General features: G+C 41.6%; 19 protein-coding genes. 12 read left to right on the forward strand and 7 right to left on the reverse strand.

Annotated elements, in window-relative coordinates; all coding sequences use genetic code 11:
* Positions 1 to 52: 52 nt before the first annotated feature.
* Both betB and betI read right to left on the reverse strand, forming a co-directional pair.
* A complete protein-coding gene (gene betB / locus FHR28_RS04025; RefSeq protein WP_166781988.1) occupies positions 53 to 1525 on the reverse strand; it encodes a betaine-aldehyde dehydrogenase in 1473 nt (490 codons plus the stop codon).
* A complete protein-coding gene (gene betI / locus FHR28_RS04030) occupies positions 1518 to 2141 on the reverse strand; it encodes a transcriptional regulator BetI (protein WP_004717575.1) in 624 nt (207 codons plus the stop codon). Before betI ends, betB begins: the two co-directional genes overlap by 8 nt.
* 263 nt (positions 2142 to 2404) lie before the next feature.
* Here betI and FHR28_RS04035 point away from each other — a divergent pair, with 263 nt between their 5' ends.
* A complete protein-coding gene (locus FHR28_RS04035; protein WP_166781989.1) occupies positions 2405 to 3997 on the forward strand; it encodes a BCCT family transporter in 1593 nt (530 codons plus the stop codon).
* Between the two features lie 179 nt (positions 3998 to 4176).
* Here FHR28_RS04035 and FHR28_RS04040 read toward each other — a convergent pair whose 3' ends face one another.
* The 4 genes from FHR28_RS04040 to lipA all read right to left on the reverse strand — a co-directional run bounded on the left by FHR28_RS04040 (position 4177) and on the right by lipA (position 11064).
* The gene (locus FHR28_RS04040; RefSeq protein ID WP_228129008.1) at positions 4177 to 6345 is read right to left on the reverse strand and encodes a TonB-dependent siderophore receptor; all 2169 of its coding nucleotides are present in this window, start codon (positions 6343 to 6345) and stop codon (positions 4177 to 4179) included.
* 517 nt (positions 6346 to 6862) lie between these two features.
* The gene (locus FHR28_RS04045) at positions 6863 to 7780 is read right to left on the reverse strand and encodes a siderophore-interacting protein (protein WP_151956908.1); all 918 of its coding nucleotides are present in this window, start codon (positions 7778 to 7780) and stop codon (positions 6863 to 6865) included.
* A gap of 894 nt (positions 7781 to 8674) precedes the next feature.
* Positions 8675 to 9772: a helix-turn-helix domain-containing protein gene (locus FHR28_RS04050; RefSeq protein WP_004717563.1), complete on the reverse strand. Its 1098-nt coding sequence runs from the start codon at positions 9770 to 9772 to the stop codon at positions 8675 to 8677.
* Positions 9773 to 10071: 299 nt separating this feature from the next.
* Positions 10072 to 11064 carry a lipoyl synthase gene (gene lipA, locus FHR28_RS04055; protein WP_056513092.1) on the reverse strand — a complete coding sequence of 331 codons (993 nt, stop codon included), beginning with the start codon at positions 11062 to 11064 and terminating at the stop codon, positions 10072 to 10074.
* A 361-nt stretch (positions 11065 to 11425) separates the two neighbouring features.
* Here lipA and FHR28_RS04060 point away from each other — a divergent pair, with 361 nt between their 5' ends.
* From FHR28_RS04060 to FHR28_RS04085, 6 genes are read left to right on the forward strand one after another with little or no spacing between them, the layout of a single operon-like run.
* Positions 11426 to 12388: a thiamine pyrophosphate-dependent dehydrogenase E1 component subunit alpha gene (locus tag FHR28_RS04060; protein ID WP_166781990.1), complete on the forward strand. Its 963-nt coding sequence runs from the start codon at positions 11426 to 11428 to the stop codon at positions 12386 to 12388.
* Between the two features lie 15 nt (positions 12389 to 12403).
* On the forward strand, positions 12404 to 13423 hold the full coding sequence (locus tag FHR28_RS04065; RefSeq protein WP_004717558.1) for an alpha-ketoacid dehydrogenase subunit beta: 1020 nt from the start codon (positions 12404 to 12406) through the stop codon (positions 13421 to 13423).
* Between the two features lies 1 nt (position 13424).
* Positions 13425 to 14960, forward strand: coding sequence for a 2-oxo acid dehydrogenase subunit E2 (locus FHR28_RS04070; RefSeq protein ID WP_166781991.1), 1536 nt, complete (start codon positions 13425 to 13427; stop codon positions 14958 to 14960).
* A 10-nt stretch (positions 14961 to 14970) separates the two neighbouring features.
* Positions 14971 to 16371 (forward strand): dihydrolipoyl dehydrogenase, encoded by a 1401-nt coding sequence (gene lpdA / locus FHR28_RS04075; protein ID WP_151956386.1) that lies wholly within the window; start codon positions 14971 to 14973, stop codon positions 16369 to 16371.
* A gap of 11 nt (positions 16372 to 16382) precedes the next feature.
* Complete coding sequence (locus FHR28_RS04080) at positions 16383 to 17168, forward strand: acetoin reductase (protein WP_004717552.1); 786 nt, start codon at positions 16383 to 16385, stop codon at positions 17166 to 17168.
* A 22-nt stretch (positions 17169 to 17190) separates the two neighbouring features.
* Positions 17191 to 18249 carry a 2,3-butanediol dehydrogenase gene (locus FHR28_RS04085; RefSeq protein ID WP_166781992.1) on the forward strand — a complete coding sequence of 353 codons (1059 nt, stop codon included), beginning with the start codon at positions 17191 to 17193 and terminating at the stop codon, positions 18247 to 18249.
* A 309-nt stretch (positions 18250 to 18558) separates the two neighbouring features.
* Here the strand turns inward: FHR28_RS04085 and FHR28_RS04090 are convergent, their stop codons facing one another.
* A complete protein-coding gene (locus tag FHR28_RS04090; RefSeq protein WP_004717549.1) occupies positions 18559 to 19179 on the reverse strand; it encodes a TetR/AcrR family transcriptional regulator in 621 nt (206 codons plus the stop codon).
* A 213-nt stretch (positions 19180 to 19392) separates the two neighbouring features.
* Here FHR28_RS04090 and FHR28_RS04095 point away from each other — a divergent pair, with 213 nt between their 5' ends.
* Genes FHR28_RS04095 through FHR28_RS04115 form a run of 5 tightly spaced genes read left to right on the forward strand, consistent with a single transcriptional unit; the run spans position 19393 to position 25616 of the window.
* On the forward strand, positions 19393 to 21198 hold the full coding sequence (locus tag FHR28_RS04095; protein WP_166781993.1) for an ABC transporter ATP-binding protein: 1806 nt from the start codon (positions 19393 to 19395) through the stop codon (positions 21196 to 21198).
* Positions 21192 to 22961: an ABC transporter ATP-binding protein gene (locus tag FHR28_RS04100; RefSeq protein ID WP_166781994.1), complete on the forward strand. Its 1770-nt coding sequence runs from the start codon at positions 21192 to 21194 to the stop codon at positions 22959 to 22961. The genes FHR28_RS04095 and FHR28_RS04100 overlap by 7 nt, the downstream gene beginning before the upstream one ends.
* Positions 22961 to 23905, forward strand: a complete 945-nt coding sequence (locus FHR28_RS04105) for an ABC transporter permease (RefSeq protein ID WP_105713524.1) — start codon at positions 22961 to 22963, stop codon at positions 23903 to 23905. Before FHR28_RS04100 ends, FHR28_RS04105 begins: the two co-directional genes overlap by 1 nt.
* Positions 23906 to 23922: 17 nt before the next feature.
* A complete protein-coding gene (locus FHR28_RS04110; RefSeq protein WP_166782760.1) occupies positions 23923 to 24849 on the forward strand; it encodes an iron chelate uptake ABC transporter family permease subunit in 927 nt (308 codons plus the stop codon).
* The gene (locus tag FHR28_RS04115; RefSeq protein ID WP_056513049.1) at positions 24846 to 25616 is read left to right on the forward strand and encodes an ABC transporter ATP-binding protein; all 771 of its coding nucleotides are present in this window, start codon (positions 24846 to 24848) and stop codon (positions 25614 to 25616) included. The genes FHR28_RS04110 and FHR28_RS04115 overlap by 4 nt, the downstream gene beginning before the upstream one ends.

Genomic DNA, 25616 nt, shown 5'->3' on the forward strand with positions numbered 1-25616 from the left:
TCAGGTGATGACATGGCACATAGGATTGATATACGGAGAAAGTGTGAGTGCATTAAAAAATGCTTTGATACTCACCTAACTCAACTTGAACTGATTTGATACGGGTGTAATGCCCAAGTGTGGTTAAACCATTTTCACGACCGACACCTGATTGCTTATAGCCACCCACTGGCATTTCAGCAGGGGATTCGCCCCATGTGTTGATCCAGCAAATACCTGCTTCGATTTGATGAATAATACGATGTGCTTTGGTGATGTCTTGTGTTACAACACCCGCTGCTAAACCAAAAGTGGTGTCATTGGCACGACGAATGACTTCTTCTTCAGTTTCATAACTGAGAATGCTCATGACAGGGCCAAAGATTTCTTCTTCAACAATGCGCATATCATCTTGGCAGTCACTGAAAACTGTCGGTAACACATAAGCACCTTGCGCCAATTCAGCTTCTGTCGCACGGCCACCGCCAATGAGCAGTTTGGCACCTTGTTGTTTGCCTGACTCAATGAAAGACAAGACTTTTTCCATATGCGGGAAGCTGGTGAGTGGACCAAAGTTGGTTTGCTCAGCCATTGGATCGCCGATACGGATCCGTTTTACCCGTTCTACAATAGCGGCTTCAAAATCTGCCAACAGTGCTTTTGGAACAAAGACACGTGTACCATTGGTACAGACTTGACCTGAACTAAAGAAGTTTGCCATCACCGCAATGTCTGCTGCACGATTGAGGTCAGCATCATCACAAATAATTAAAGGGGATTTACCGCCGAGTTCCATGGTCACTTCTTTGAGTGTAGAACCTGCGGCACTTGCCATAACTTTCTTGCCTGTTTCAACACCACCAGTGAAAGAAATTTTTTCAATAATTGGATGTTCAGTTAACCATTGTCCAATCTCACGGCCTGCACCTTGTACCACGTTAAATACGCCATCTGGTAGTCCAGCTTCAGTATAGATTTCAGCAAGTTTGAATACGCTCAGCGGTGTGGTTTCACTTGGTTTAAAGATCATGGCATTCCCAGCAGCTAGCGCAGGGGCAGATTTCCATAATGCGATTTGAATTGGATAGTTCCAAGCACCGATTCCCGCGACAACACCAAGCGGTTCACGACGGGTATAGAAAAAGCTTGATTCACGAAGCGGAACTTGCTCTCCCTGAATTGCAGTCGCGAGACCTGCATAATATTCGAGTACATCAGCACCGGTGACAATATCAACGGTCGATGTTTCGCTATAGGCTTTACCTGTATCGAGGGTTTCTAAGCAAGCGAGTTCATCATTACGCTCACGTAAAATGTCGACAGCGCGACGTAAAATACGAGAACGCTCCATCGCTGTCATTGCGGCCCAAATTTTTTGACCTTGTTGTGCGCTTTGAACAGCCGCTTCAATGTCTTGTTGTGATGCTTGTTGAAGGGTTGCGATCACTTCACCGTTGGCAGGGTTAATACTGGTAAAGGTCTTACCACTGGTCGCTGCTACATAGCGACCATGGATGTACAATTGATGAACTTGTGAATCACTCATTCTGTCTCTCCTGCAAAGGTTTTTTCGCAAATTGCAATTGCGTTTTTACATAATCGTAAGCAATGGAACGTGCCAGCTGGCTGTCAAATTCATCATGACTGCTTAAACTGCCACGTAACCATAATCCGTCAATCAATGCCGCTAAACCACGAGCGGCAATGCTTGCCTGTTCTTTGTCCAATAACTTGAGAAAGTGAAACTTCAAGTTTGAATACAGGCGTTGATCATTAATTTGTTGCAAGCGCCCAAGTTCGGGTAGGTGCATGCTTGCAGACCAAAAGTCTAACCAGATGCGCATGGCTTGTTTATTGACCTGACTAATATCAAAGTTAGAGTCAATAATCGCTTTAAGTTGGCTTTCTGGATGCTCGTCTGCTTCAGTTTTATTTTGGTCGGTTTTGCGACGTAAAACATTCAGCATTTCTTGCATGCAGGTATTTATTAATCCCTGTTTATCACCAAAATAGTGACTCACAATACCTGTGGATAGCTCGGCTTTCTTTGCGATTTGTGCAATGGTCATATTGGATAAGCCCACTTCATAAATCACATCAAATGCGGCGTTAATAATTTCTTCACGTCGCACATGCTCTGGTTTGACTCTACGTTTTGTCATGTATATCCACTTAAAGTGCTGAAAAGGCACTTTTTATTTAACATTACTCAATGTAGAACATCTTAGCATTTTTTTATAATACTTTTTATTGATTGAACGTTCAATCAATAAAAAGTATAATCTGCAAAAATCAATAATTTTTTGATGAGTAATAAGAAATGTAAGTGTATACATCAACATTCTGATCCATCAGGATGTTCAGTAAAAATAGTACATATCCTATTATTTTTTAAGAAAATACACCGATTGCAAGGAGCAATAGCATGGTGTCAAATAGCCATAAAGGATATTCATCCGAACGGATTCGATTAAATTTATTTGTGTTTGGAAGTTCTGCAATCAGTATCGGTATTTTTGGCCTATTGTTTGTTTTATTTCCAGAAAGAAGTCAGTTTTGGCTAACCTATGTGCAAGAGCAGGCCAATCAACTCTTTGGTTGGTATTACATGCTGGTGATTGTGGCATGTCTGGGTTTTGTCGGATGGTTGGCTTTTTCACGTGCTGGACAACTTCCACTTGGAAAAGATGGTGATAAACCTGAGTTTGGTTACTTGGCTTGGGTGTCTATGCTGTTTTCAGCAGGTATCGGTATTGCCTTACTGTATTATGGTGTTGCTGAACCTGTCGATCATTTCTTAAGACCACCTGAAGGCGAGGGCGGCACAATCCAAGCTGCCAGAGATGCCATGATGTATAGCTTTTTACATTGGGGTATACATGGCTGGGTGCTCTATGCCTTATTGGGTGTCACCTTGGGCTATTTTGCCTTTCGCTTAGATTTACCTCTGGCTTTACGTTCTGCGCTTTATCCAATTTTTGGCGATCGGATCTATGGTTTGATCGGCGACTTTGTGGATGGCTTTGGGATTTTAGCCACGGTGATTTCTTTGGTCACCAATCTAGGTATTGGTGCACTGGTGTTAGTTTCGGGCATTAGTTATTTAGTCCCAGCCATTCCCGACAACAATGTTACCCTGATTGCAGTGGTATTGGTGATGATGTCTGTTGCGACAATCACCACGGTGGTGGGGATTGAAAAAGGACTGGCTTGGCTTTCACGGATTAACTTACGTTTACTCTATGCGTTATTATTATTTGTGTTCTTAACAGGGCCAACCAATCATTTACTGAATGGTTTGGTACAGAACGTGGGTGACTATCTCAACCATTTTGTTGCGAAAAGCTTTGATGTGTATTTATACAATCCACAAGCAAAAGGCTGGCTTGGTTCTTGGACAGTGTTTTATTGGGCTTGGTGGATTGCTTGGGCACCTTTCGTTGGGATGTTTATTGCGCGTATTTCAAAAGGGCGCACCATTCGTGAAGTGGTCTTGGGTGTGTGTCTGATCCCTTTAGGCTTTACTTTGGCTTGGATTTCCATTTTCGGAAATACTGCAATTGATTTAATTTTGACTCAAAAACAAAAAGTTTTGGGCGATATGGTTCTTACCGATCCAGCTTTGTCTTTGTTTAAGTTGCTCGAATATTTACCTTTTAATCCTTATGTGGCTGGGATTGTTGTAGTGATTTGTTTTGTACTGTTCTTGACCCCAGTGGGTTCTGGTACGCTGATGATTGCAAATCTGTCTACAAAAGGCGGAAGCAATGAAAGTGATTCACCGATTTGGTTGCGAATTTTCTGGTCTGTGGTGATTACGATTGTCAGTATTGGTTTACTGTTAGCAGGTAGTTTTCATTCGATGCAAAGTGCCGTGGTGCTATGTGGTTTACCATTCTCGGTGATTATTTTGCTGTATATGTTTGGTTTAACCAAAGCAATTAATCAGGACTTAGCCAGCCCGCAACCACCACAAGCCATCAACAAAACGACTGATTCTTCTGAACCCGCCAAATAATAAGATCCACAGATCAACATGAGGATTTAATACGCAATTAGGTTGATGCTAGCGCAGGATGAAATGAGATCAGTGATTTTGGCGCAATAGCAAAAGTTGATTGCGCATGTTAAATAGAAGAAATTCCTCTAGGCAGTATGGAGTTTGCTTATTGCCTAGAGGAAGTCAGTTAAACCGGATTAAAACTTATATTTAAGTCCTAAATTATAGTTACGGCCTTCGCCCCATGTATACGTGCTATACCAGCTAAAAATCGTATAATATTTTTCATCTAAAAGATTGTTTACATTAAAAGAAACAGATAGTTGATCATTGACTTCATAGTTTGCCATTGCATCAAATAGCCAATAATCAGACACCACATGTTTAACAGGATCTTTATACAGTGGATTGGTGACATCGCCCCAAGTCTTATCTTGCCAACGTGCACCACCACCAATAGTTAAACCATCCACCCATTGATTGAGCTTATAACTGGTATAAAGGCTAAATTCATTTTCAGGGGTCAAAGTGCTCTGCTTTATCCCATCTTGTTTAGATATTTTATGATTAAAGCCAGCATGTAAATTCCAACCCGGGCGAATTTCACCAGTAACTTCGAGTTCAGCCCCTTTGGTTTTGACACCTTGTAGCGCTTCAGATGCGACACCACCAGATGGTGTAAGGACGTTTGGAATCTCTTTCGCAAAATTGTCTTGTTTGAGTTGATAATATGCCAAGCTAGCATTTAAGCGACCATCAAAAAATTCACCTTTGATTCCAGCTTCGTAGTTTTCTCCCTCAAGCGGATCAAGTGTTTTACCGTTTGGATTTTGTGCAGATTGAGGTTTAAATATGGTGCTGTAGCTTGCATAAACTGAGTATTGGTCATTTAAATCATAAACCGCACCGACATAAGGTATAAAGATACCTGACTCTTTCGTCTCTTCTGACTTATAGTTTGCAATACGTCCACCCAAAATGACTTTTAAATCATCATGTAAATTCAAACGGGAAGTGAGATAAAATCCATTCTGCTTGGTGGTTTCATTGTTTGACCAATGATTACCTCTTTGCCAATCAGGCTCTGCAACATTCCCGTTCCATTGATAATATTGATCTACACTGGTTTTATAATCAGTTGGTGTACCATAACCATTATTTTTCCAAGTGCTTTCAGAAATGCTTGCACCGACAACCAGCTCGTGTTCACGGCCAAAAAGTTGAAATGGACCTGTTGCATAGATGTCTGCAGCATCACTTTTGGTTTCGCCTTTATAGTTTCCAGCCCACATTGAAACACCAGTGCCAGTCGATGGATTTGGATGACCACCAGCCGCTGCGCCTAATTGTGCATCATAGCCATTGATTTGATGATTTAACTGGATTTTTGCGACCCAATCATTATCAAACTTATGCTCTAAGGTTGAGAAAATGGTTCGGGTATATTGCTCCCAATTACTCCAATTTGCACCATTGTTAAAGCCACGCGGCATTTTATTGAATTGGCCCGCCGAATTATAAATCGGGATACCGCCCCACGTTGATCCCTTAGGTTTATTGTCTTGATAATCTGCGCCTACAGTCAGTAGGGTATTGTCGGTTAAATCTGCTTCTAATATGCCGTAGAACACAGGGGTTTTGCGTTCATAGCGATCTAATTGAGATTCTTTGTCTTGATATGCAGCAACTCCACGCGCACGAATACTGCCCGTTTCGTTAAGTGGACCACTTAAATCAATTTGGCCGCGGTAGTTATTCCATGTGCCTAGACCAAGAGAAACATTTCCTTGGAAATCTTTGGTTGGTTTTTTACGAATGAGATTAATGGTTGCACCAGGATCACCCACCCCAGTTAAAAGCCCCGTTGCTCCTTTTAAAACTTCGATACGATCATAAATCGCCATATCACTCAGGGTATTTCCTGCTGAGTAGGCCGAATCACGATTCATCGGGATCCCATCGTACTGGAAGTTTTGTATTGCAAAACCACGGGAGTAATATTCTGTCCGTTCACTGTCATAGGTCACCACACTAACACCCGGGGTATGCCGCATAACATCATCGATAGAGTTGAGATTAAAATCATCCATTTCTTGGCGAGTAATCACACTAATCGTTTGTGGGGTTTCTTTGGGTTTTAAAACCAAACGCGTTGCTGTGGCAATTGAACCCGGAGTATAGACACCACTGTTTTCTGTAATTTCACCCAATTGGTTTGCTGTAAACTTGAGTGTTGGCAATGCGAGAGGTTCTGCATTATTTTGAGTCGTCTCTTCAGCAGCATGCAAAAGGGTAGTAGCAGCTACAGAAGTGAGACCTAACATGATCATTTGAATCATTTTTGACAGGTATTTTTTGTCTGTCATTTGCATTCTTGTTGATGACATCGAAAGCGGCCTTATAAGATGTGAGGAGTACGCTTATAATGTCGTTTGAGATTTAAAAAAGGATCAAACAAATTTATCCCTGTCATTTTGAGATAACATTGGCTCATCTGTTAAGGCGGGTAGATTGGTTTTAAGTTTTGCACTTGGCTAGAGAAAAACAACCTTGGTAATCTTATTTTCAGCAATTATATCACCATGTTTTCGCGGTAGTTATAATTAGTCATCATGAAAAAATGTTGTAGTGGATTCGCTTTGGATCTTTAAGCAGACCATGATGTATAGCTATGCAACACAGCCTGAGCAATGAATAATAAAAAAGACTCGGATCGCGAGATCCGAGTCGGCTGCTGTCAATTGTGTTCAATCATCATTGAGTTAGGCCATAATAAAGCCAGAGCATCAACCTCAAGAATTGATTTCCATTTCAAATACTCCCCCGAAATAACCGTCTTAAGAACAGTGAGATGGGGGTATTTAAATCGGGTAATGGCTTGATTTAAACAGGCATATCTAGATCATCAAATGTTTCTAGCGTTTTACCTTGTTCTAGATGTTTTTGATAATATGCGACTCGGCTCAGATCTAATGTTGAGCTGGACATACCGACATTCCAATAGCCCGCTACACGAATATCATCTTTACTCAAATGACTGTGTTGGGTAAACAGCTTACGTATCGCTCTTGCTTCATTACGTTCACAGGCTGCCCAAACGCTTATATCTTCACGATCTTTAAACTGCTCGGCAACTTTAAGTAGCATGCCCAATTTACCCGCTTGCTGTGGTTTTTCCCGATGGAGTAAATGCATATTTACACTACTATGTTTTGGCAAATCATCAATAATATTGGCTTCACAACTTTCGATATAAATCTCTCCATGAATCCCCGTTTGCCAATGCTGTAAAATTGAATAAACGGCAGGAATGGCGGTTTCGTCAGCAAACATCACCACGCGTTTGGCTGGGGTAAAATTGGGGAGAAAGTGCGGTCTTGGACCAGTAAGTTGAATTTTAGTGCCAATTTTTGCTGAATCTAGCCAAAGCATTGCTGGACTTGGGTCAGCATGTAGAACAAAGTCTATTTCAATTTGGCGGGTACTTGGATCAAAGCAACGCACGGTATATACACGTGATATGGCTAAGCCGTCTGCTTGTTGAAGTACTTCTAAACGAATGGCAAGGTTGGGTGTTGTCCATAAGTCTGGCTGTGTTGTATTGATTTCGCCCCGGATACGTACAATTGAAGGAAAAGGATGAGATATCGCCGTTATCGTCATCTCAATGACTTCCAGATTCCGCATATGATCATCTTGTTTCAGTATCGCTTTTGGGTCTGATACTGTTTTTTTGTCTGAAACCGTTTTTTGGTCTGGTACTATTTTTTGATCTGATGTCGTTTGTTGTTGGCTATTCATTATTAAGTCTACCTATATTTATTAAGCAATAAACCACAATTGCCTTTCTTTCAGTGCTGAGCGGATCGAGAAGATCTGCATAGTGTTAAATGTAAAATATAATCATTATCATTTAAAGAGCATTTATGTTTAAATTACTTGTATTTTAATTTTAGCAATTGATTTATTGCGGAGAGAGGTAAGATTGTGAGGCATTGTAGTATTGATCAGGCTAATGGTTTATTTTAATTACGTGAAAAATATATTAATTTTAATCTTGTAATTTTCTATATAGTCAAATCACCTAATTATTTCATACAAGTGATTTGCATCAAGTCATTGAGCATAAATGAAGCTTATGTTTTTGTATGAACTTTTAAAAATTGTTGGTTATCAATTCATTTTTATACTTTTGAATCATAGCTGGTGATCCTACCGTGAGGCGACATGGATGTCGCCGTTGGGCGGGGGTACAGGACGTACCCCTCGCCCAATAGAAGATTTTTGTCACTTTTCATCTCTGAAAAGTGAGGCATCGCCTACGCAAAGGGATTTAAACTTTGAATGTAAGATGTGGCAGTGTAAGCTTTTATATAATTAAACAATATCATTTCATCATATGTTTGATTTAATTAAAAATATTAATTAAGAGAAATTATATTATTGTGTCTGATTTTTTTTGACAGGTTGACTATATTTGCCGTGCATTTTCTGTCGTTGGCCTTAAAAATTAATCTTAGATCGATTCATTTATCATTTTTTATACAAAGCAATTTTAAGCAAAACAACTTCAAGCAAAAACATAGCTCGCTTGAGGAGATGTATTCTACTTTACTCAACTTTATAGCCTTAAACATCGGAGCAAAACGGCACTGTGCTACAAGTTGTGCAATAAAATATCTAAGTTCATTGAGCCTAAAGTAATTTTAAAAAATACGCGCGATGCTGACTTTGTTCAGGCAATAATTCCAGTACCCGTTGTATTGCATCATTACGTTCAGGAAGACGACTAATAATTTTTAAAAGTGGGTCAATATCCTGAATTTGATAAATCAGATGACTTAAACGCGCATCGAAACAATCACGCCATGTGGTCAAGAAAGGGCTTTCTGATTTGGCCAAAAAACTACCTTTGTAGAGGGAAAATGTACTAGCGAGAAAACCTGCATTGAGGGACTGTTCAGCTCTGGTAAAGTCGGTTTGAATCTCACAAACTAACTTATAAGGGCGCGATAAAATACAGTTGGGAAGTAAGGTACGTAATTGTGACATTTCTGCTTTTAAGGTTTTTTCACTAATGTCCCGATCACCGTATAACGCATAGTGCAGTTCATCTAGGTTAATACCCTCTGGGTGTAACACAAGAATGCATAAAATTTCAATTTGTCGATGGGTCAAAGTTAAAAGCTGTTGGTTAAATTGAACTTTGGGTGTACCAAAAACTTTGAGGTAAAGCATGTTTTTTTGTTCAAATTGAATCGCACGTTGAACCAACTCTGCACAGCGTTCTACAGCCAATACACCCAGTGAAGTATGCTTCTTGTACTTGGTCGATAAATTAATCACACCATGAAATTGTCCAGATACAGGGTCAACAATCGGCGCGGCATAACAAACCCAATCCTGTACACTGTTCATCTGATTTTCATGTGAATAAACACAGCTAGAGAGATGATTATTTAAGGCTAAACCAATTGCATTTGTACCGACAGCCTGTGTTGACCAATGTCCACCTTCGACAAAATGCACTTGCTCAGCAGAGGAGAGCATAGCACGGCTGCTCCATGTCCAAAGTAATGTGCCATGATGATCTGTGATTCCAATTGCCATTTCAGAATCATCTGCAATTTTTAGTAAATCCGCATAATTATGTTGAAGAGAACGACGAAACAGTGACGGTTCTAGTTCGGTAGGTAAAGCGAGAAGTGGCGCAGCAGTGACGGATTCGATATTGACAAAATGTGTGGTCTGTAAACGAAGCGCTTGTGGCTGTAATTGATTCAATAGCTTCATATCATATTCCTTTATGATGAATGGTTATGCCATTAATACCTTGTATTCTTTGTCGTTGTGTCTGGTGATTTTAGTTGATGATCACACCAGATTTTAAGCTATATTCAAACAAATAGTGTTCCGAAAATAATCATCTTTATTAATTCATTTATTTCACTTTAGAAGTTAATGTTTCGCTTTGAAATGAGTTTTCTGCTCACAAATGTTAAATAAAGTTACCAATAAAAAGACAGTGTGATCTTTTTAGTACTCATTGTTTAATGTTTAGGCGTCCATATTCACTTTAACACTCAATCATCCTAAATTTCTGTGACAATGTTTTCACGTGTAAACGGCTTGGGTACAGGCTCGCCCTTGTATTGACGATCAGCAAAATAGCTGGAACGAACCATTGGCGCACTCCATATATTTTTAAACCCTAATAACTCACCATGTGCTTGATAATGTTCAAACTCTTTCAATGAAACAAAACGATGTATTGGGGCATGAGATTTAGACGGCTGTAAGTATTGACCAATGGTGACATAGTCCACCTGATAGTCACTGAGGTCATTCAGCAACACAATAACTTCTGCTTCGACTTCACCCAATCCCACCATCAAGCCACATTTCGTTGCGATGTCTGGACGTAAATGCTTAAACCGTTTTAACAGTTCCAAGGAATGTTGATAATCTGAACCTGGACGCATTGCACGGTACAAACGAGGGACCGTTTCAATATTATGATTAAATACATCTGGCGGGGTTTCGCTCAGAATGTTGAGGGCAACTTCTAATCTGCCCCGAAAATCAGGGACTAAAATCTCAATTAGCGTATCTGGGCTACTTTTACGGATTTCTCGAATACATGCAGCAAAGTGTTGTGCTCCACCGTCAATAAGATCATCACGGTCTACTGAGGTAATCACCACATAGTTTAAATTTAGATTTTTAACGGTTTCTGCTAAATGTTTCGGTTCATCAGCATCTAAAATATTTGGACGTCCATGGGCCACATCACAAAATGGGCATCGACGGGTACAAATATCTCCCATAATCATAAAGGTCGCTGTTCCACCACCAAAGCATTGTGGCAAATTGGGGCACGCGGCTTCTTCACATACGGTATGTAGTTTTTGTTGACGTAATAAATTTTTAATACGTTGCACTTCTTCAGGCTGGCTGATCTTGGCGCGAATCCATTCAGGCTTTTGTGGGATCTGTTCTGTACTGATAATTTTTACTGGAATACGTGCCAATTTATCTGCACCACGTAGTTTTTGTCCCGTGGTGACTGAAACTTTTAAATCCATTTTAAATAGTCCATTAAATAAAATAATTTAATATAAAATGACATTTTTATCTATGATGTCAAATATATTTAAAATATTTATCAATATAATAAAAGAGTGCAAAATATTAATATTATAAAATAAAGGTTGGTTAAAGGTTTGATTTTTTAAGTTTTTGAAAATTATAAAAATTTACAAATATTTTTTGCTTTATAAAGTGCTGTTTTTAATATTTTTATTGTGTTTTATAAAGAAATATTTTTTTAGTCTAATATTAATTTTTAATGAAATAATTTTATATAAATATACGGGTTTTAAATACCAGTATTTGTTTTAAATATATGGTTTTTACTTTTAACTGTGAGCATGAAGGAATAAGTATATGCAATTAACGGAAGAGCAATTGCTAGCAGCATACAGACGGATGCGAGATATTCGTGAGTTTGAGGATCGACTTCACGATGAAAATAATACAGGTGATATTCCCGGATTTATCCATCTTTACAGTGGTGAAGAAGGGGTAGCCGTTGGAATTTGTGAAAATTTGACCGACAAAGATTTTATTACCTCAACCCATCGTGGTCACGGTCACTGCATTGCCAAAGGATGTGATATTCACGGCATGATGTTGGAAATTTTTGGTAAAGACGATGGTTTGTGCCGTGGCAAAGGCGGTTCAATGCATATTGCTGATCTAGACAAAGGCATGTTGGGAGCCAATGGTATTGTTGGTGGTGGGCCGCCTTTGGCAATTGGAGCTGCGTTAACCGCAAAAACTTTAAAGACGGGTGGAATTGGCTTGTCATTTACTGGGGATGGTGGTTCTAACCAAGGTTTGACCTTTGAAGCCATGAATATGGCTGTGGTTTTAAAACTCCCAGTGATTTTTGTTTTTGAAAATAATGGTTTTGGTGAAGGTACTGCACATGATTATGCAGTCGGAAGTAAAGATATTGCTGGTCGTGCTGCGGCTTTTGGTATGCCTGCTGAAAAAGTAGATGGGACAGATTTCTTTGCTGTGTATGAGGTCGCCCAAAAAGCTATTGAACGTGCACGGCGTGGCGAAGGTCCAAGTGTGATTGAAACCATTACCAATCGTTTTTATGGACACTTTGAAGGTGACCCAGGACTGATTCGTTCAAAAGAAGAACTCGATTATGTCAAAGAGCATAAAGATCCATTGAAAATTTTCCGTGAAAAAGTCAAAGGCAAGATTGCTGAAGCCACGCTGGATGCAATTGATGTTGAATCAAAAGCCAATGTAGATGCTGCTGTCGCAAAAGCACGTGCTGCCAATTATCCAGAACTTTCTCAACTTCTTACCGACGTTTATGTCTCTTACTAAAGGAATAGTAAAGCAATGCCAAATAAAAGTTATCGAAACGCGATTAAAGAAGCGATTGAATCAGAAATGCGCCGTGACCCAAGTGTGATTGTTGTCGGTGAAGATGTCCGTGGCGGGCATGGCGGTAAAAATACGGATGACAATAAACTCGAAGGCTTTGGGGGCGTACTTGGTGTCACCAAAGGGCTATGGACAGAGTTTGGTTCAGAGCGTGTGATCGATACGCCGATTACTGAATCTGCAATTATTGGAATGGCAGCAGGGGCTGCTGCAACAGGTTTACGACCTGTGGCTGACCTGATGTTTATGGACTTCTATGGCGTATGTCATGACATGTTGTATAACCAAGCGGCCAAATTTCGTTATATGTTTGGTGGAAAAGCCAAAGCGCCTCTGGTGGTTCGAGGCATGATCGGCGCAGGCTTTTCTGCTGCCGCACAACATTCACAATCCCCGTATAACGTGTTTGCTGCTGTACCTGGTTTAAAAGTCGTGGTGCCATCTAGTGCGTATGATGTAAAAGGCTTATTGATCCAAGCCATCCGTGATGATGATCCCGTGGTTTTTTGTGAACATAAATTGCTTTATGACATCAAAGGTGAAGTTCCGGATGAACCATATACCATCCCTTTTGGTGTAGCAAATTACACCCGTGAAGGAACCGATGTCACGATTATTGCGCTAAGTTTAATGGTGCATCGTGCCAATGAAGTCGCGGATAAGCTTGCCAAGGAGGGGATTTCTGTAGAAGTTGTCGATCCAAGAACGATTTCTCCACTGGATGAAGAAGGCATTTTAGAGTCTGTTGCGTCAACAGGGCGTGTGGTGATTGTTGATGAGTCTGCTGCCCGTTGTGGTTTTGGGCATGATGTGGCTGCATTGATTGCACAAAAAGGCTTTCATTATCTCAAAGCACCCATTGAACTGGTGACACCACCGCATTCACCTGTGCCATTTTCACCCGTATTAGAAAAACAATGGCTACCAAGTGTAGAACGTATCGAACAGGCTGTACGTAAAACGTTGGAGGCTTAGGATGAGCGAAATTAAAACTTTAGAAATCCCAAAATGGGGTTTGTCGATGGAAGAGGGCACCATTGCCCAATGGTTGATTCAAGAAGGTGAGCAGTTTAGTAAAGGACAAGAAATTTGTGAAATTGAAACCACAAAAATCGTCAATGTCCTTGAAGCACCGTTTGATAGTACCTTGCGTAAAATCACTGCCAATAATGGCGATACTTTAGTGGTTGGTGGGATCATTGCAATTTGTGCAGATGCGCAAGTTTCTGATGCTGAAATTGATGCCTTTGCTCAATCTTTGGCTGGTGCACATATTGTTAATGAAAGCAAAGCTGTTGAAGTGGTTACTGAAAAGCTGACAGCGACTCAGCCTGAAACCAAGACACAAGCTGTGCCTAAACAGAATCGTACTGAGCAGCTATCAAAAGCTGTTGCCCAAAATGGCTATGTAATTCCTGCGGCATTACAAGGTTACCAACATGTTGAGGATATTTTTGCAACACCGCATGCCTTGAAATTGGCTGAAAAGCATCAAGTGAATTTGGCGCTGGTTTCAGGCTCAGGGCGTGAAGGTCGTATCAGTGTGCAAGACATTCAAACCGCAGTTCAAGCTGCGGGTGGATCATGGCCCGATATTCGACAGCAACCGAGTGGTAAAGTGGCGAAATCTAAGGCAGATGATAGCCAAGTGTTGGCAACACCAGTTGCACGTCGTTTAGCCAAACAATGGGGCATTAATTTACATGACTGCCGTGCCTCAGGCTCCAGAGGGCGTATTTGTAAGGAAGATGTTGAAGCAGTTTATCAGCGTGAAAACCCTGCACCTGCCCAAAACAGCGCTGATGTAACGCTGACAGAAACTGCCAAGGTAACCACCATTGCGATGAATGGTATGCGTAAAGCCATTGCTTCACGCTTACAGACAGCAAAACGTAATGCACCACACTTCCGTTTAACAGTAAATTTAAATGTAGATGCCATTCAGGGATTACGTCAGCAAATTAATGCCACTGTGCCGCAAGTGAAATTGTCAATCAATGACATGCTGATTAAAGCGGCAGCAGCTGCATTGATCAAAGTGCCGCAGGTCAATGTTCAGTTTGATGAAGAGAATCAGCAGATTTTGCAGTTTGATCAGGCGGATATCGCTGTTGCTGTAGCGATTGAGAATGGCCTTATCACTCCAATCATTAAAGCTGCCAATACCAAGTCTTTGGCACAAATTTCCAATGATATGCGTGATCTTGCAACACGTGCCAAAACCGGCAAATTGGCGCCTGATGAATTTCAGGGCGGCAGTTTCAGTATTTCGAATTTAGGTATGCTCGGCGTTCAACAGTTTGACGCGATTATTAATCCACCCCAAGGTGCGATTTTAGCTTTAGGTGCAGCAGAAAAACGGGCAATTGTTGAAAATGAGAGCATCGTGATTCGACAGATGGTGACCGCAACCTTGTCTTGTGATCATCGGGTGATTGATGGTGCGTTAGGCGCACAGTTCTTGGCAGCATTTAAGCAGTTTGTTGAAAATCCTGCATTGATTTTGGTGTAGGAGCATGAGCATGTCAGACACACAATTTGATCTTATTGTGATAGGCGCTGGTCCAGGTGGCTATGTGGCTGCGATTCGTGCAGCCCAACTGGGCTTAAAAACAGCGATTGTTGAAGAACAGCATTTGGGTGGCATTTGCCTAAATTGGGGCTGTATTCCAACCAAAGCTTTATTGAGTGGCGCGGCGCTTGCACAGCAATTTAAACATTCACAACAGTTTGGTTTTTCTTTGGGGGTGATTGATTTTGATATCCAACAACTGGTACGTCATAGCCGTCAGGTGTCAGAACAGTTGGTACAAGGGATTGGGCAATTACTGAAAAAGAATCAAGTTACTGTTTTTAATGCAAGCGCTCAATTTATCGCGAAAGAACGCTTAGAACTGACTGATACAAAGGGTCAAAAACAACAGATTTCTGCACCGCATATTATTGTGGCAACGGGTGCTAGAGCCGCCAATTTAGCGCATGTTCCTGTCGATGGACAGCATGTCTGGAGTTATAAAGAGGCTTTAGTCCCAGAACAATTGCCGAAATCACTTCTTGTGATTGGTTCAGGGGCCATTGGCAGTGAGTTTGCCAGTTTATATCAGGACTTAGGCTGTCAAGTCACCTTGGTTGATATTGCCAAACAGATCCTACCCAGTGAAGACCTTGACGTTGCCAAATATGTGCAAAAGCAATTTGAACAGCATGGCATGACGGTTTTGACTGAAGCCGCTGTACAAAACATCGAAATCGACAAGGGCCAAGTACATTGTCATGTTGAAACTGCAACAGGTGTACAAACCATCACTGTTGAAAAAGTCCTTTCCGCAATCGGTGTGCAACCCAATACTCAAAATCTGGGTTTAGAAACATTGGGTATTGAGTTTGAGCATGGTTTTATCAAAGTTGATCCGTGGTGTAAGACCAATGTGGTTGGAGTGTATGCCATTGGTGATGTCGCAGGTGCGCCATGCTTGGCACATAAAGCCAGTCATGAAGCAATTTTATGTGTGGAGAAAATTGCTGGACTGACGCATGTACATGTTTTAGATCGTAGCCAAATTCCAGGGTGTATTTTTACCCATCCGCAGGTTGCAAGTATTGGGCTAAGCGAGCAAAAAGCCAAAGCAGCAGGTTTTACAATCAATGTGGGTAAGTTCCCTTTACAAGCCAATGGTAAAGCTTTGGCTTTAGGCGAGACCACAGGATTTGTAAAAACTATTTTTAATCAAGAAACAGGGGAATTGTTGGGGGCACACATGGTGGGTCATGAGGTCACTGAACATATTCAGGGCTTTGCCATCGCTAAATATTTAGAAGCCACTGATGAAAGCCTAGCACAGGTTATTTTCCCACATCCTACGTTATCTGAGGCGATGCATGAGTCGGTTCTATCGGCAATGCAACGTGCAATCCATATTTAAGGAGTCGCAACATGCCTAGAGGTCTAAACAATAAAGTCGCATTAATTACTGGTGCCGCACAGGGCATAGGACGCGGTATTGCTTTACGCTTGGCACAAGAGGGCGTACATATTGCCTTGGTTGATCTTCACCAAGAAAAGTTAACTGCTGTTCAGCAAGAGATTCAAGCATTTGGGGTAAAAGCCACCACATTTATTGCAGATGTTGCTGATCCTGTACAAATCAGCAGTGCGATTGATCATGCAGAATCGACATTAAATGGCTTTGATATCATCATTAATAATGCAGGGATTGCCCAAGTCCAAGCCTTGGCGGAGGTGAGTCCAGATGAATTTAATCGGATTATGAATATCAATGTGGGTGGTGTGCTGTGGGGAATTCAGGCCGCCGCCGATAAATTTAAACAGCGCCAACATGCTGGCAAAATCATCAATGCATGTTCGATTGCTGGGCATGAAGGTTTTGCCTTGCTTGGTGTCTATTCAGCCACTAAATTTGCCGTTCGTGCCTTGACTCAAACCGCAGCAAAAGAATATGCCAGTGCTGGTATCACGGTAAATAGTTACTGTCCTGGTGTAGTTGGTACAGATATGTGGGTCGAGATAGATCAACGTTTTGCTGATATCACAGGTGCACCTGTTGGTGAAACTTATCAGAAATATGTGGATGGAATTGCTTTAGGACGTGCCGAAACCCCAAATGATGTTGCCGCATTGGTTGCTTTTCTAGCCAGTGAGGATGCCGACTATATTACTGGACAGTCAATTTTGACCGATGGCGGGATGGTTTATCGTTAATACTGGAATGAGGAATGCATCAATGAAAGCAGCTCGTTTTTATGATAAAGGGGATATCCGTATTGAGGATATTCCAGAACCACAGGTACAACCAGGAACTGTTGGAATCCAAGTCGCATGGTGTGGTATTTGTGGCACAGATTTACATGAATTTATCGATGGTCCAATTTTTATTCCTCCGTGTGGTCATCCGCACCCGATTTCGGGTGAAGCTGCACCCGTGACCATGGGGCATGAGTTTTCAGGTGTGGTGTACGCTGTAGGGGATGGCGTGGATGATATTCAGGTGGGGCAACATGTTGTGGTTGAGCCTTATATCATTGCTGATGATGTTCCGACTGGACCACATGACAATTATCACTTGTCAAAAAATATGAATTTTATTGGTCTAGGTGGTCGCGGTGGTGGGCTATCTGAAAAAATTGCGGTACAACGCCGTTGGGTACATCTCATTTCTGACCAAATTCCCTTGGATCAAGCCGCATTGATTGAACCTTTATCTGTCGGACATCATGCCTTTGTAAGAAGTGGAGCACAGTCAGGTGATATTGCTTTGGTCGGTGGAGCGGGCCCAATTGGATTGTTATTGTCTGCAATTTTAAAAGCCAAAGGCTTAACCGTCATCATTACTGAGCTCAGTGCAAAACGTAAAGAAAAAGCCTTAGAAGCGGGTGTTGCTGACTATGTGCTAGATCCGTCTCAAGTGGATGTTGTAGCTGAAGTAATGAAAATCACCCAAGACCGTGGGGTAGATGTGGCTTTTGAATGCAGTAGTGTCAATAAGGTCATGGATACACTGGTGGCAGCCATGAAACCGACAGGTGTGGTAGTGATAGTTTCGATCTGGAGTCATCCTGCAACGATTAATGTACATAGTGTGGTGATGAAAGAGCTGGATATTCGCGGCACGATTGCCTATGTCAATGACCATCAAGAAACCATTCGCTTGGTTGAGCAAGGTAAAATTAATTTAGAACCTTTTATTACCCAAAGAATTGCTTTAGATGATTTGGTTTCACAAGGCTTTGAAACCTTGATTCATAACAACGAATCTGCGGTCAAGATTATTGTGCATCCTTAGAAACCATACAACTCGATGAGGCTTGTTATTGGTTGATGAATAGTTTGTGGGAGGCATCACAATCATTGATCAATAACCAATAACAGGTTTTAGATGAAGTGAAATAGAGATCTTGGTTTAAAATCTTTAAATTGAGTAATCCAAGCCAAGAGTTATTCAAGCAAGTCTTGAGGTTTAGCTGCAAAAAAGCTTTTATAGATAAGTTTAAACTTGGGTCTATGCTTGGTTTAGATATACTTAGCCATTACGCAATGATCTTAGCGAATCAGCTGTTAAAGACAGCCTGATTCAATAAAGTTTTATATCTGGTTATTTTAAATCATCTCTTTCATTGATCATGGTTAGTGCCCCAATGATTAATGCCTCCATACTCTGGATAAATTCCGCCTCCATTTCTGCTTCTTCAGCGGCACGTTGGGTGTCTTTAATCGGTTCTTTACCCGCCACAGAATAAATCGTATCTGCAACCGCGATACAGTGAAATGCAATGGTTGCATTTAACCAACCCGCCTGCTTTTCAGAAAGAGAATAAGCCGCCGCAACTTGATGATGATGTTTTTTAATTTTGGTAATCATCGAAGGTGTAGATGCCATGCGACGAATTAAATAGGGGGTAAAGCCGGGGTTGGACTTCACCAGTTCTCGAATTGAATGCATAAATTCAAACAGATATTGTTTTAATGGAATCGGATTTTTTTCTAAAGGTTGCGGTATTTCCCAACGAATAAAAATTTCTTCTGCAATCAAATATTTGAGGTCTTCTAAACTGGCAATATGTTTGTATAACGCCATATGACTGACCCCAAGTGCAGCTGCAACGCCAACAAATGTAAGGTTCAATAAACCGATCTCAATCCCAGCATTCATGATGCGTTCATGGGTGATGGTACGTGGGCGACCGCGAGAAGACGGTTTGCTCAGAGAAGACATATTTATTCCGTAAAAATTAATTTTTTAATGTTGCCATGTGAATGGATGAGGGTCAAATCGTTTACTTTGCTTAATTAGTTTACTACAATGCAACTAACTCTATTGATATTAATTCTCATTATTGTTTGATGGCATGTCTAGCGGAGTTTTAGTCAGAATCAACTGACCAAAAGCGGATGGATATGAACGATCAGACACAGGATTTTTACTGTTATGTGTGCAAGTCATGTAAAAGAAGTTCAGGCTCAGTATTCAAATCCATTGAATTTTATATTGCATCCAATTCGACTCAAATTAATTTTGGCTTCGGTCACGGCAGCGGTTGGTTCAATGCTCACCTTGGTGCCTTTGATCGCGATTACATGGGTGATCAGTACTATATTTACCGAAGTAACTACACTCGGTGGATCACAACAGGGTGACGATAAAATCCTATGGATGATGTTACTCAGTATTGGGTGTTTGTTGCTCGGCATGCTTTTGTTGACCGTCAGTGAGTTAATCGCGCATTTGGCGGATCATGAAATTACTGGGCAATTGCAAAGCAATATAACCCAGCATCTGACCCAAGTTCCTCTGGGATGGTTTACAGGCAGAAGTTCGGGAGAAGTTAAACAAATCATGCAGGATGACATTGGTCTACTGCATAGTTTAACTGCACATTTTTATCCCGCTGTTGGACGTGCATTCGGCACAATTAGTGTTGCTGTAATTTTTCTATTGATGATGGACTGGCGCATGGCAATTTTAGCATTATTGCCATTTTTAGGCTTTGTCATATTTTTACGCAAAGCCATGCGTGCCAGTGGAAATAATATTCAGCAATTTGCCAATCAGCTGGGTCAGATCAATAGTGCCGCTGTTGAATTTATCCATGCGATACCCGTCGTCAAAACCTTTGGCAAAAGTGGTCAGGCTTCACAGGGCTATCAGCAGGCCGTTCATTCATTTGCAGATGCTTTTCGAATATTTACTCGTCCCTTAGTTAAATCTATGGCACATGCCCATGCGATGATTTCACCGATCACCATATTAGGTGTTGTACTGCTGAGTGGAACACTATTGATTTCTTTGGGTTGGCTTAAACCCATAAATTTACTGCCTTTTATGTTGATTACACCAACCATCTGTGCTCCCGTTTTATTGTTACATACCTTATTACATGATCTACAGGCCAGTCAGGCTGCCGCACAGCGAATTTTGGCATTATTGGATACACCAGTATTGCCAATGGCTAAAGGGAATCCACAGTTACAGATTAAAGACAGCAGTATTGATTTTCATCAAGTCAGCTATGGCTATGCAGCGCAGCATCAAGTGCTATCGGATCTTAATTTTTCACTTAAGTCTGGAACCATCACTGCAATTGTCGGTCCATCGGGTGCAGGGAAGTCAACCATTGCTCAGCTGTTGCTACGCTTTTTTGATCCTGTTGCAGGAAAGATCATGCTTGGTGGCGTAGATCTACGCGATATTCAAACCACCACACTTTATCAACAGATAGGATTTGTTTTGCAGGATACCCGTCTCATTCATGCCAGTGTACGTGACAATATTGCTCTCGGACGTCCAAACGCCAACCAACAAGAAATAGAAAATGCAGCAAAGGCTGCAAATATTCATGATCGAATTATGGCGTTGCCACAAGGCTATCAATCTATTGTGGGGAAAGATGCCCAGTTGTCAGGGGGTGAACGTCAAAGGATTAGTATTGCCAGAGCAATTTTACTGGACCCACCGATATTGGTGCTGGACGAGGCCACAGCTGCTGCTGATATTGAAAATGAAATTGCAATTCAGGATGCACTTTCAAAATTTGCCCAAGGTCGAACCCTTTTAGTTATTGCACATCGTTTAGATACCATTATGAATGCTGACCAAATTCTTGTCCTTGATCAAGGAAAAATTGTTGAACAGGGTACCCATGAAGCGTTGTTCGCTCAGCAAGGTTTATATCACCAATTATGGTCCTATACCGAAAAGCATGTTCATACGCAAATGGGAGAAGCATCATGCTAAAAACCTTTTCTCAATTGCTGGGTGATGATGTCACTATTCTTCACCGTTATCTGGCGATGGCAGTTGTATATGCTGTGTTTTGTGGCCTGAGCCTGATCATGTTGGCGTTGATTTTGTCTCAATTGATGCTTGCTAATCTTGATCAAATGGCGCTTTGGCTGATCTTATTATTTTTTGCAATCATCCTGTGTTGGTGTCTTCGCCGTGTAGTGGAGCAAATGGGAATTGCGGTTGGTATTGCTGTTTTAGAAAATGCCCGTTTGCGTTTGGGGCATCATGCCGCAAGTCTACCTGTCGGTTGGTTTACCCAACAAAATACCACTCAATTCAATCATCTTGTCACTCAAGGCATGATGTCGGTTGCGCAATTACCAGCGCACGTTTTTACCCCTGTGATTAGCAGTGTGATCACGCCTTTGGTCATTGTCATCGCATTGTTATGTATACATGGTGTGTTCGGCTTGATTGCATTGGTTGCGCTTCCGTTGATTGTGCTGGTCTTTAGATTGACTAGCCAAATTGCCCGTTTTACAGATGAGCGATACCAACAGAGTTTTGCTGAAACAAGCCAACGTATGGTGGAGTTCGCGCAAGCTCAATCCGTTTTACGTGCTTTTAATGGTGAAGGTCGTAGCACCCGATTTATTCATCAAGCCGTAGACCAGCAACGACATTTCGGTTTAAAGCTTATTTTAATGTCGTCCTTATCAGCGGTATTGAATAGCTGGGCCATTCAAATTGTGTTTGCGATATTTTTGATTGTTACGGTGTTTTGGCTGAACATCCACAGCGCAAATCAGCTCTTATTGGCAGACATTGTCAACATTACCGTTTCACTGCTCTTAGTTTGTCGATTTATTGACACCTTGCTTGAGGTTGCAAGCTATAGCGAAGTATTGCGTAGTGCAGGCAGTCAACTTGAAGCCATACAACAGATTTTTAACGCCAAAGCATTAGCACAAGTTGAAATTTCTAAAAGCCCGAATGATGCATCGATTGAATTTAAAAATGTTCAATTCCGTTATACAGAGGATGAGCCTGATGTCTTAAAGGGTGTGGATTTATATATCCCATCAGGCAGTATGATGGCGCTGATAGGTGCTTCTGGTTCTGGAAAAACCACTTTAGCCAAGCTCGTGGCGCGTTTTTTTGATGTCAATCAAGGGCAAGTGCTGTTAGGTGGGGTGGATGTCAAGCAATTACGCTATGAACAACTGACTACACAGATCAGTCAAATCTTCCAAGACAACTATTTGTTTTCGGGCTCGATTGCTCAGAATATTCGTATGGGTAAAGCCAATGCAACCGATGATCAGGTGATGCAGGCAGTCCAGCAAGCGGGCATCACAGAAATGCTAGCGCGCCTTCCTGATGGTCTTGAAAGCATGGTGGGAGAGGGTGGTGTACGACTATCAGGCGGTGAACGACAACGGATTACCATTGCTCGCGCGTTGATTAAAGACGCACCTATTCTTTTGGTGGATGAAGCAACTGCTGCTTTAGATGCAGAAAATCAGGCGATTATTTGTGAATTGCTGAATCGCTTACGAGGTCAAAAAACAATATTGGTGATCGCACATCAACTCTCGACAATTGCCGCTGCAGATCACATTGCGGTATTAGAAAAAGGCCGAGTGATTGAGCAGGGAACACCCGCACAATTACGCTTGTTGCATGGGCATTATGCCCGTTATTTAGCGCAGGGGCAGGCGGTTAAAGGATGGCGACTAGGCAAAAATGTACAGGTCGGAGAGCATGCCTAATGCCTGTCGTTTTATTGTTGCTGTTTGGTATGTTGTGCATCGCATCCTTACTACTCGGTGCTCAGCAAATCGCATGGTTAGACTTATTTTCTGCATCCAGTGATGCATGGCTCACCCTTAGTGCAAGTCGGATTCCACGTTTGATCACGATTGTATTAACGGGTGTGGGCTTGTCAGTGTGTGGTGTGATCTTACAGCATATTGTCCGAAATCGTTTTGTTGAACCGGGTACAACTGGGAGTTTGGATGCCGCCAAGCTTGGAATTTTAGTGTCATTAACGCTTATTCCAGCCGCAAGTGTACTCAGTAAAATGCTGTTTGCGATGCTTTTTTGTTTCCTTGCCAGTCTGATTTATATCGCCATCATTCGCCGTATCCAATTTAGGAATACCGTTTTAGTGCCTGTGATTGGTTTGATGTATGGCGGCATATTGAGTGCATTGGCAGAGTTCTATGCTTATCGCAATAATATTTTGCAGAGCATGCAAGGCTGGCTGATTGGGGACTTTTCAAGAGTCATTCAAGGCCACTATGAAATGATTTATATCATTTTGCCCATCGTGGTACTGAGCTATATTTTTGCTCATCGCTTTACGGTACTGGGGATGGGTGAGGAAATGGCCTCAAGTCTGGGGCTAGGCTATGTAAGGATGGCTGCAATTGGCTTGTTGCTGGTTGCAATCACTGTTGCAGCAACGGTGATTACCGTTGGCGCTATTCCTTTTGTCGGATTGGTGGTTCCCAATCTGGTTGCCTTGATGTATGGCGAAAACTTGGCAAAAACCTTACCCATTGTGGCTTTGGCAGGTGCTTCTTTACTGTTGGTCTGTGACCTTATCGGACGTTCTGTACTTTATCCCTTTGAAGTGCCGATTGGTTTAACTGCAGGTGGTGTCGGTGGGGTTTTATTCCTGATATTGATTCTGAGAGGGCTTCGATCGTGACAAAGTTGAAGCTATCGATGCTGGTATTCGGCGTAATGGTGCTGGCGGTATTGTTTGTTTTTCTAAATGCAGGATTTGATTTTGCTTATGTCATTCCGCAACGACTGGTTCGGCTCGCCACCATCGTGCTTGGTGGAATATGTGTTGCATTTTCTTCGATTATCTTTCAGACCATCGTCGGCAATCGTATTTTAACCCCATCCATCATGGGCTATGAAGCCGTCTATTTGTTATGGCAGGTCATGTTGCTGTTTTTTCTTGGCACTTCTGGATTGTCATGGCTGGGTTTAAATGGAAATTTCTTTGTTTCAATCTTGCTGATGCTGTTTTATTCGTGGGCAATGCACCGTTGGTTGCTGACCCGAGTGCGCAATGATGTCTTTCAACTGCTGTTATTTGGCTTAGTACTCACTATGGTGATTAGTACCGTCACTCAGTTTATCCAGCTCAAAATAAGCCCCGGTGAGTTTTCAGTATTTCAAGGACTCAGCTATGCCTCATTTAATCGTGCTCAACCTGAAACATTAATTTATGCAGTGGTGACAGTTGTTATGGTTCTTGGGTTACTGAGAAAAAAATATGCTGTTTTGGATGTGATGGTGCTCGGTCGTGAACAGGCAATTTCATTGGGGATTGATCATCATCAATACGTCAAATTTTATCTTGCCTTGATTGCCGTCTTGGTTGCAATTTCAACCAGCTTGATTGGCCCTACCGCATTTATGGGGGTGTTTATTGCCAATATTGCTTATGCACTCGCCGGAACACATCAACATAAATTTACCTTAGCCATCGGCTGTGTTGTGGCGATTGCCATATTTATTATCGCTCAGATTTTAGTTGAGCATGTTTTTAATTATAAAACGACAGTCAGTATTTTAGTCAATTTGGTATGTGGTGTGTACTTTCTTGTACTGACAGTTCGTGCCAGAGGTGTTTCATGATTAGGGTGCGTAATATCCATAAATCCTATGGGGGAAAAAGTGTGCTTTCGGATGTCAATATTGAATTTCCTGAAAAGCAGGTGACTTCACTCATTGGTCCAAATGGAGCGGGTAAATCGACTTTATTGATGATGCTGGCAAATTTATCGAGCCCTGATCAAGGTCAAATTTTATTTCAGCAGAAAGATATTACCCAGATCCGAACGGCTGAATATGCCAAATATGTTGCAACCTTACGACAGTCTCCAAGCTTTAACTTACGCATGAGCGTAGAAGAACTGGTGTCTTTTGGGCGGTTCCCTTATAGCGGTGGTGCTTTGACCGCAAACGATCATCAGGTGATTGATGAGGCAATTCAATTTCTAAATTTAGAAGCATTACGTAAAGCCTATATCGATGAATTGAGTGGAGGCCAACGGCAGATGGCTTTTCTGGCGATGACCATTGCTCAGCAGACTGAGGTGCTTTTATTGGACGAGCCTTTAAATAACCTTGATATGAAACATGCTGTTCAGATCATGCATGCATTACGTCGTTTATGTGATGAACAGGGGCGTACCGTGATTCTGGTGATTCATGACATCAATTTTGCAGCGAATTATTCTGACCATATTGTTGCGTTGAAGAATGGCAAACTGCGTTTTAGTGGTCCAGTCAAACAGGTGATTACTGCGCAACAATTAGATGATCTGTATGAACTTGATTTTGAAATTACCTACAGTGAACAAGGCTGTATGTGCAACTACTTCAACTCAACAGGAGCTTGA

This window comes from Acinetobacter sp. BIGb0196 (assembly GCF_011759595.1).
Classification (GTDB): Bacteria; Pseudomonadota; Gammaproteobacteria; order Pseudomonadales; family Moraxellaceae; genus Acinetobacter; species Acinetobacter guillouiae.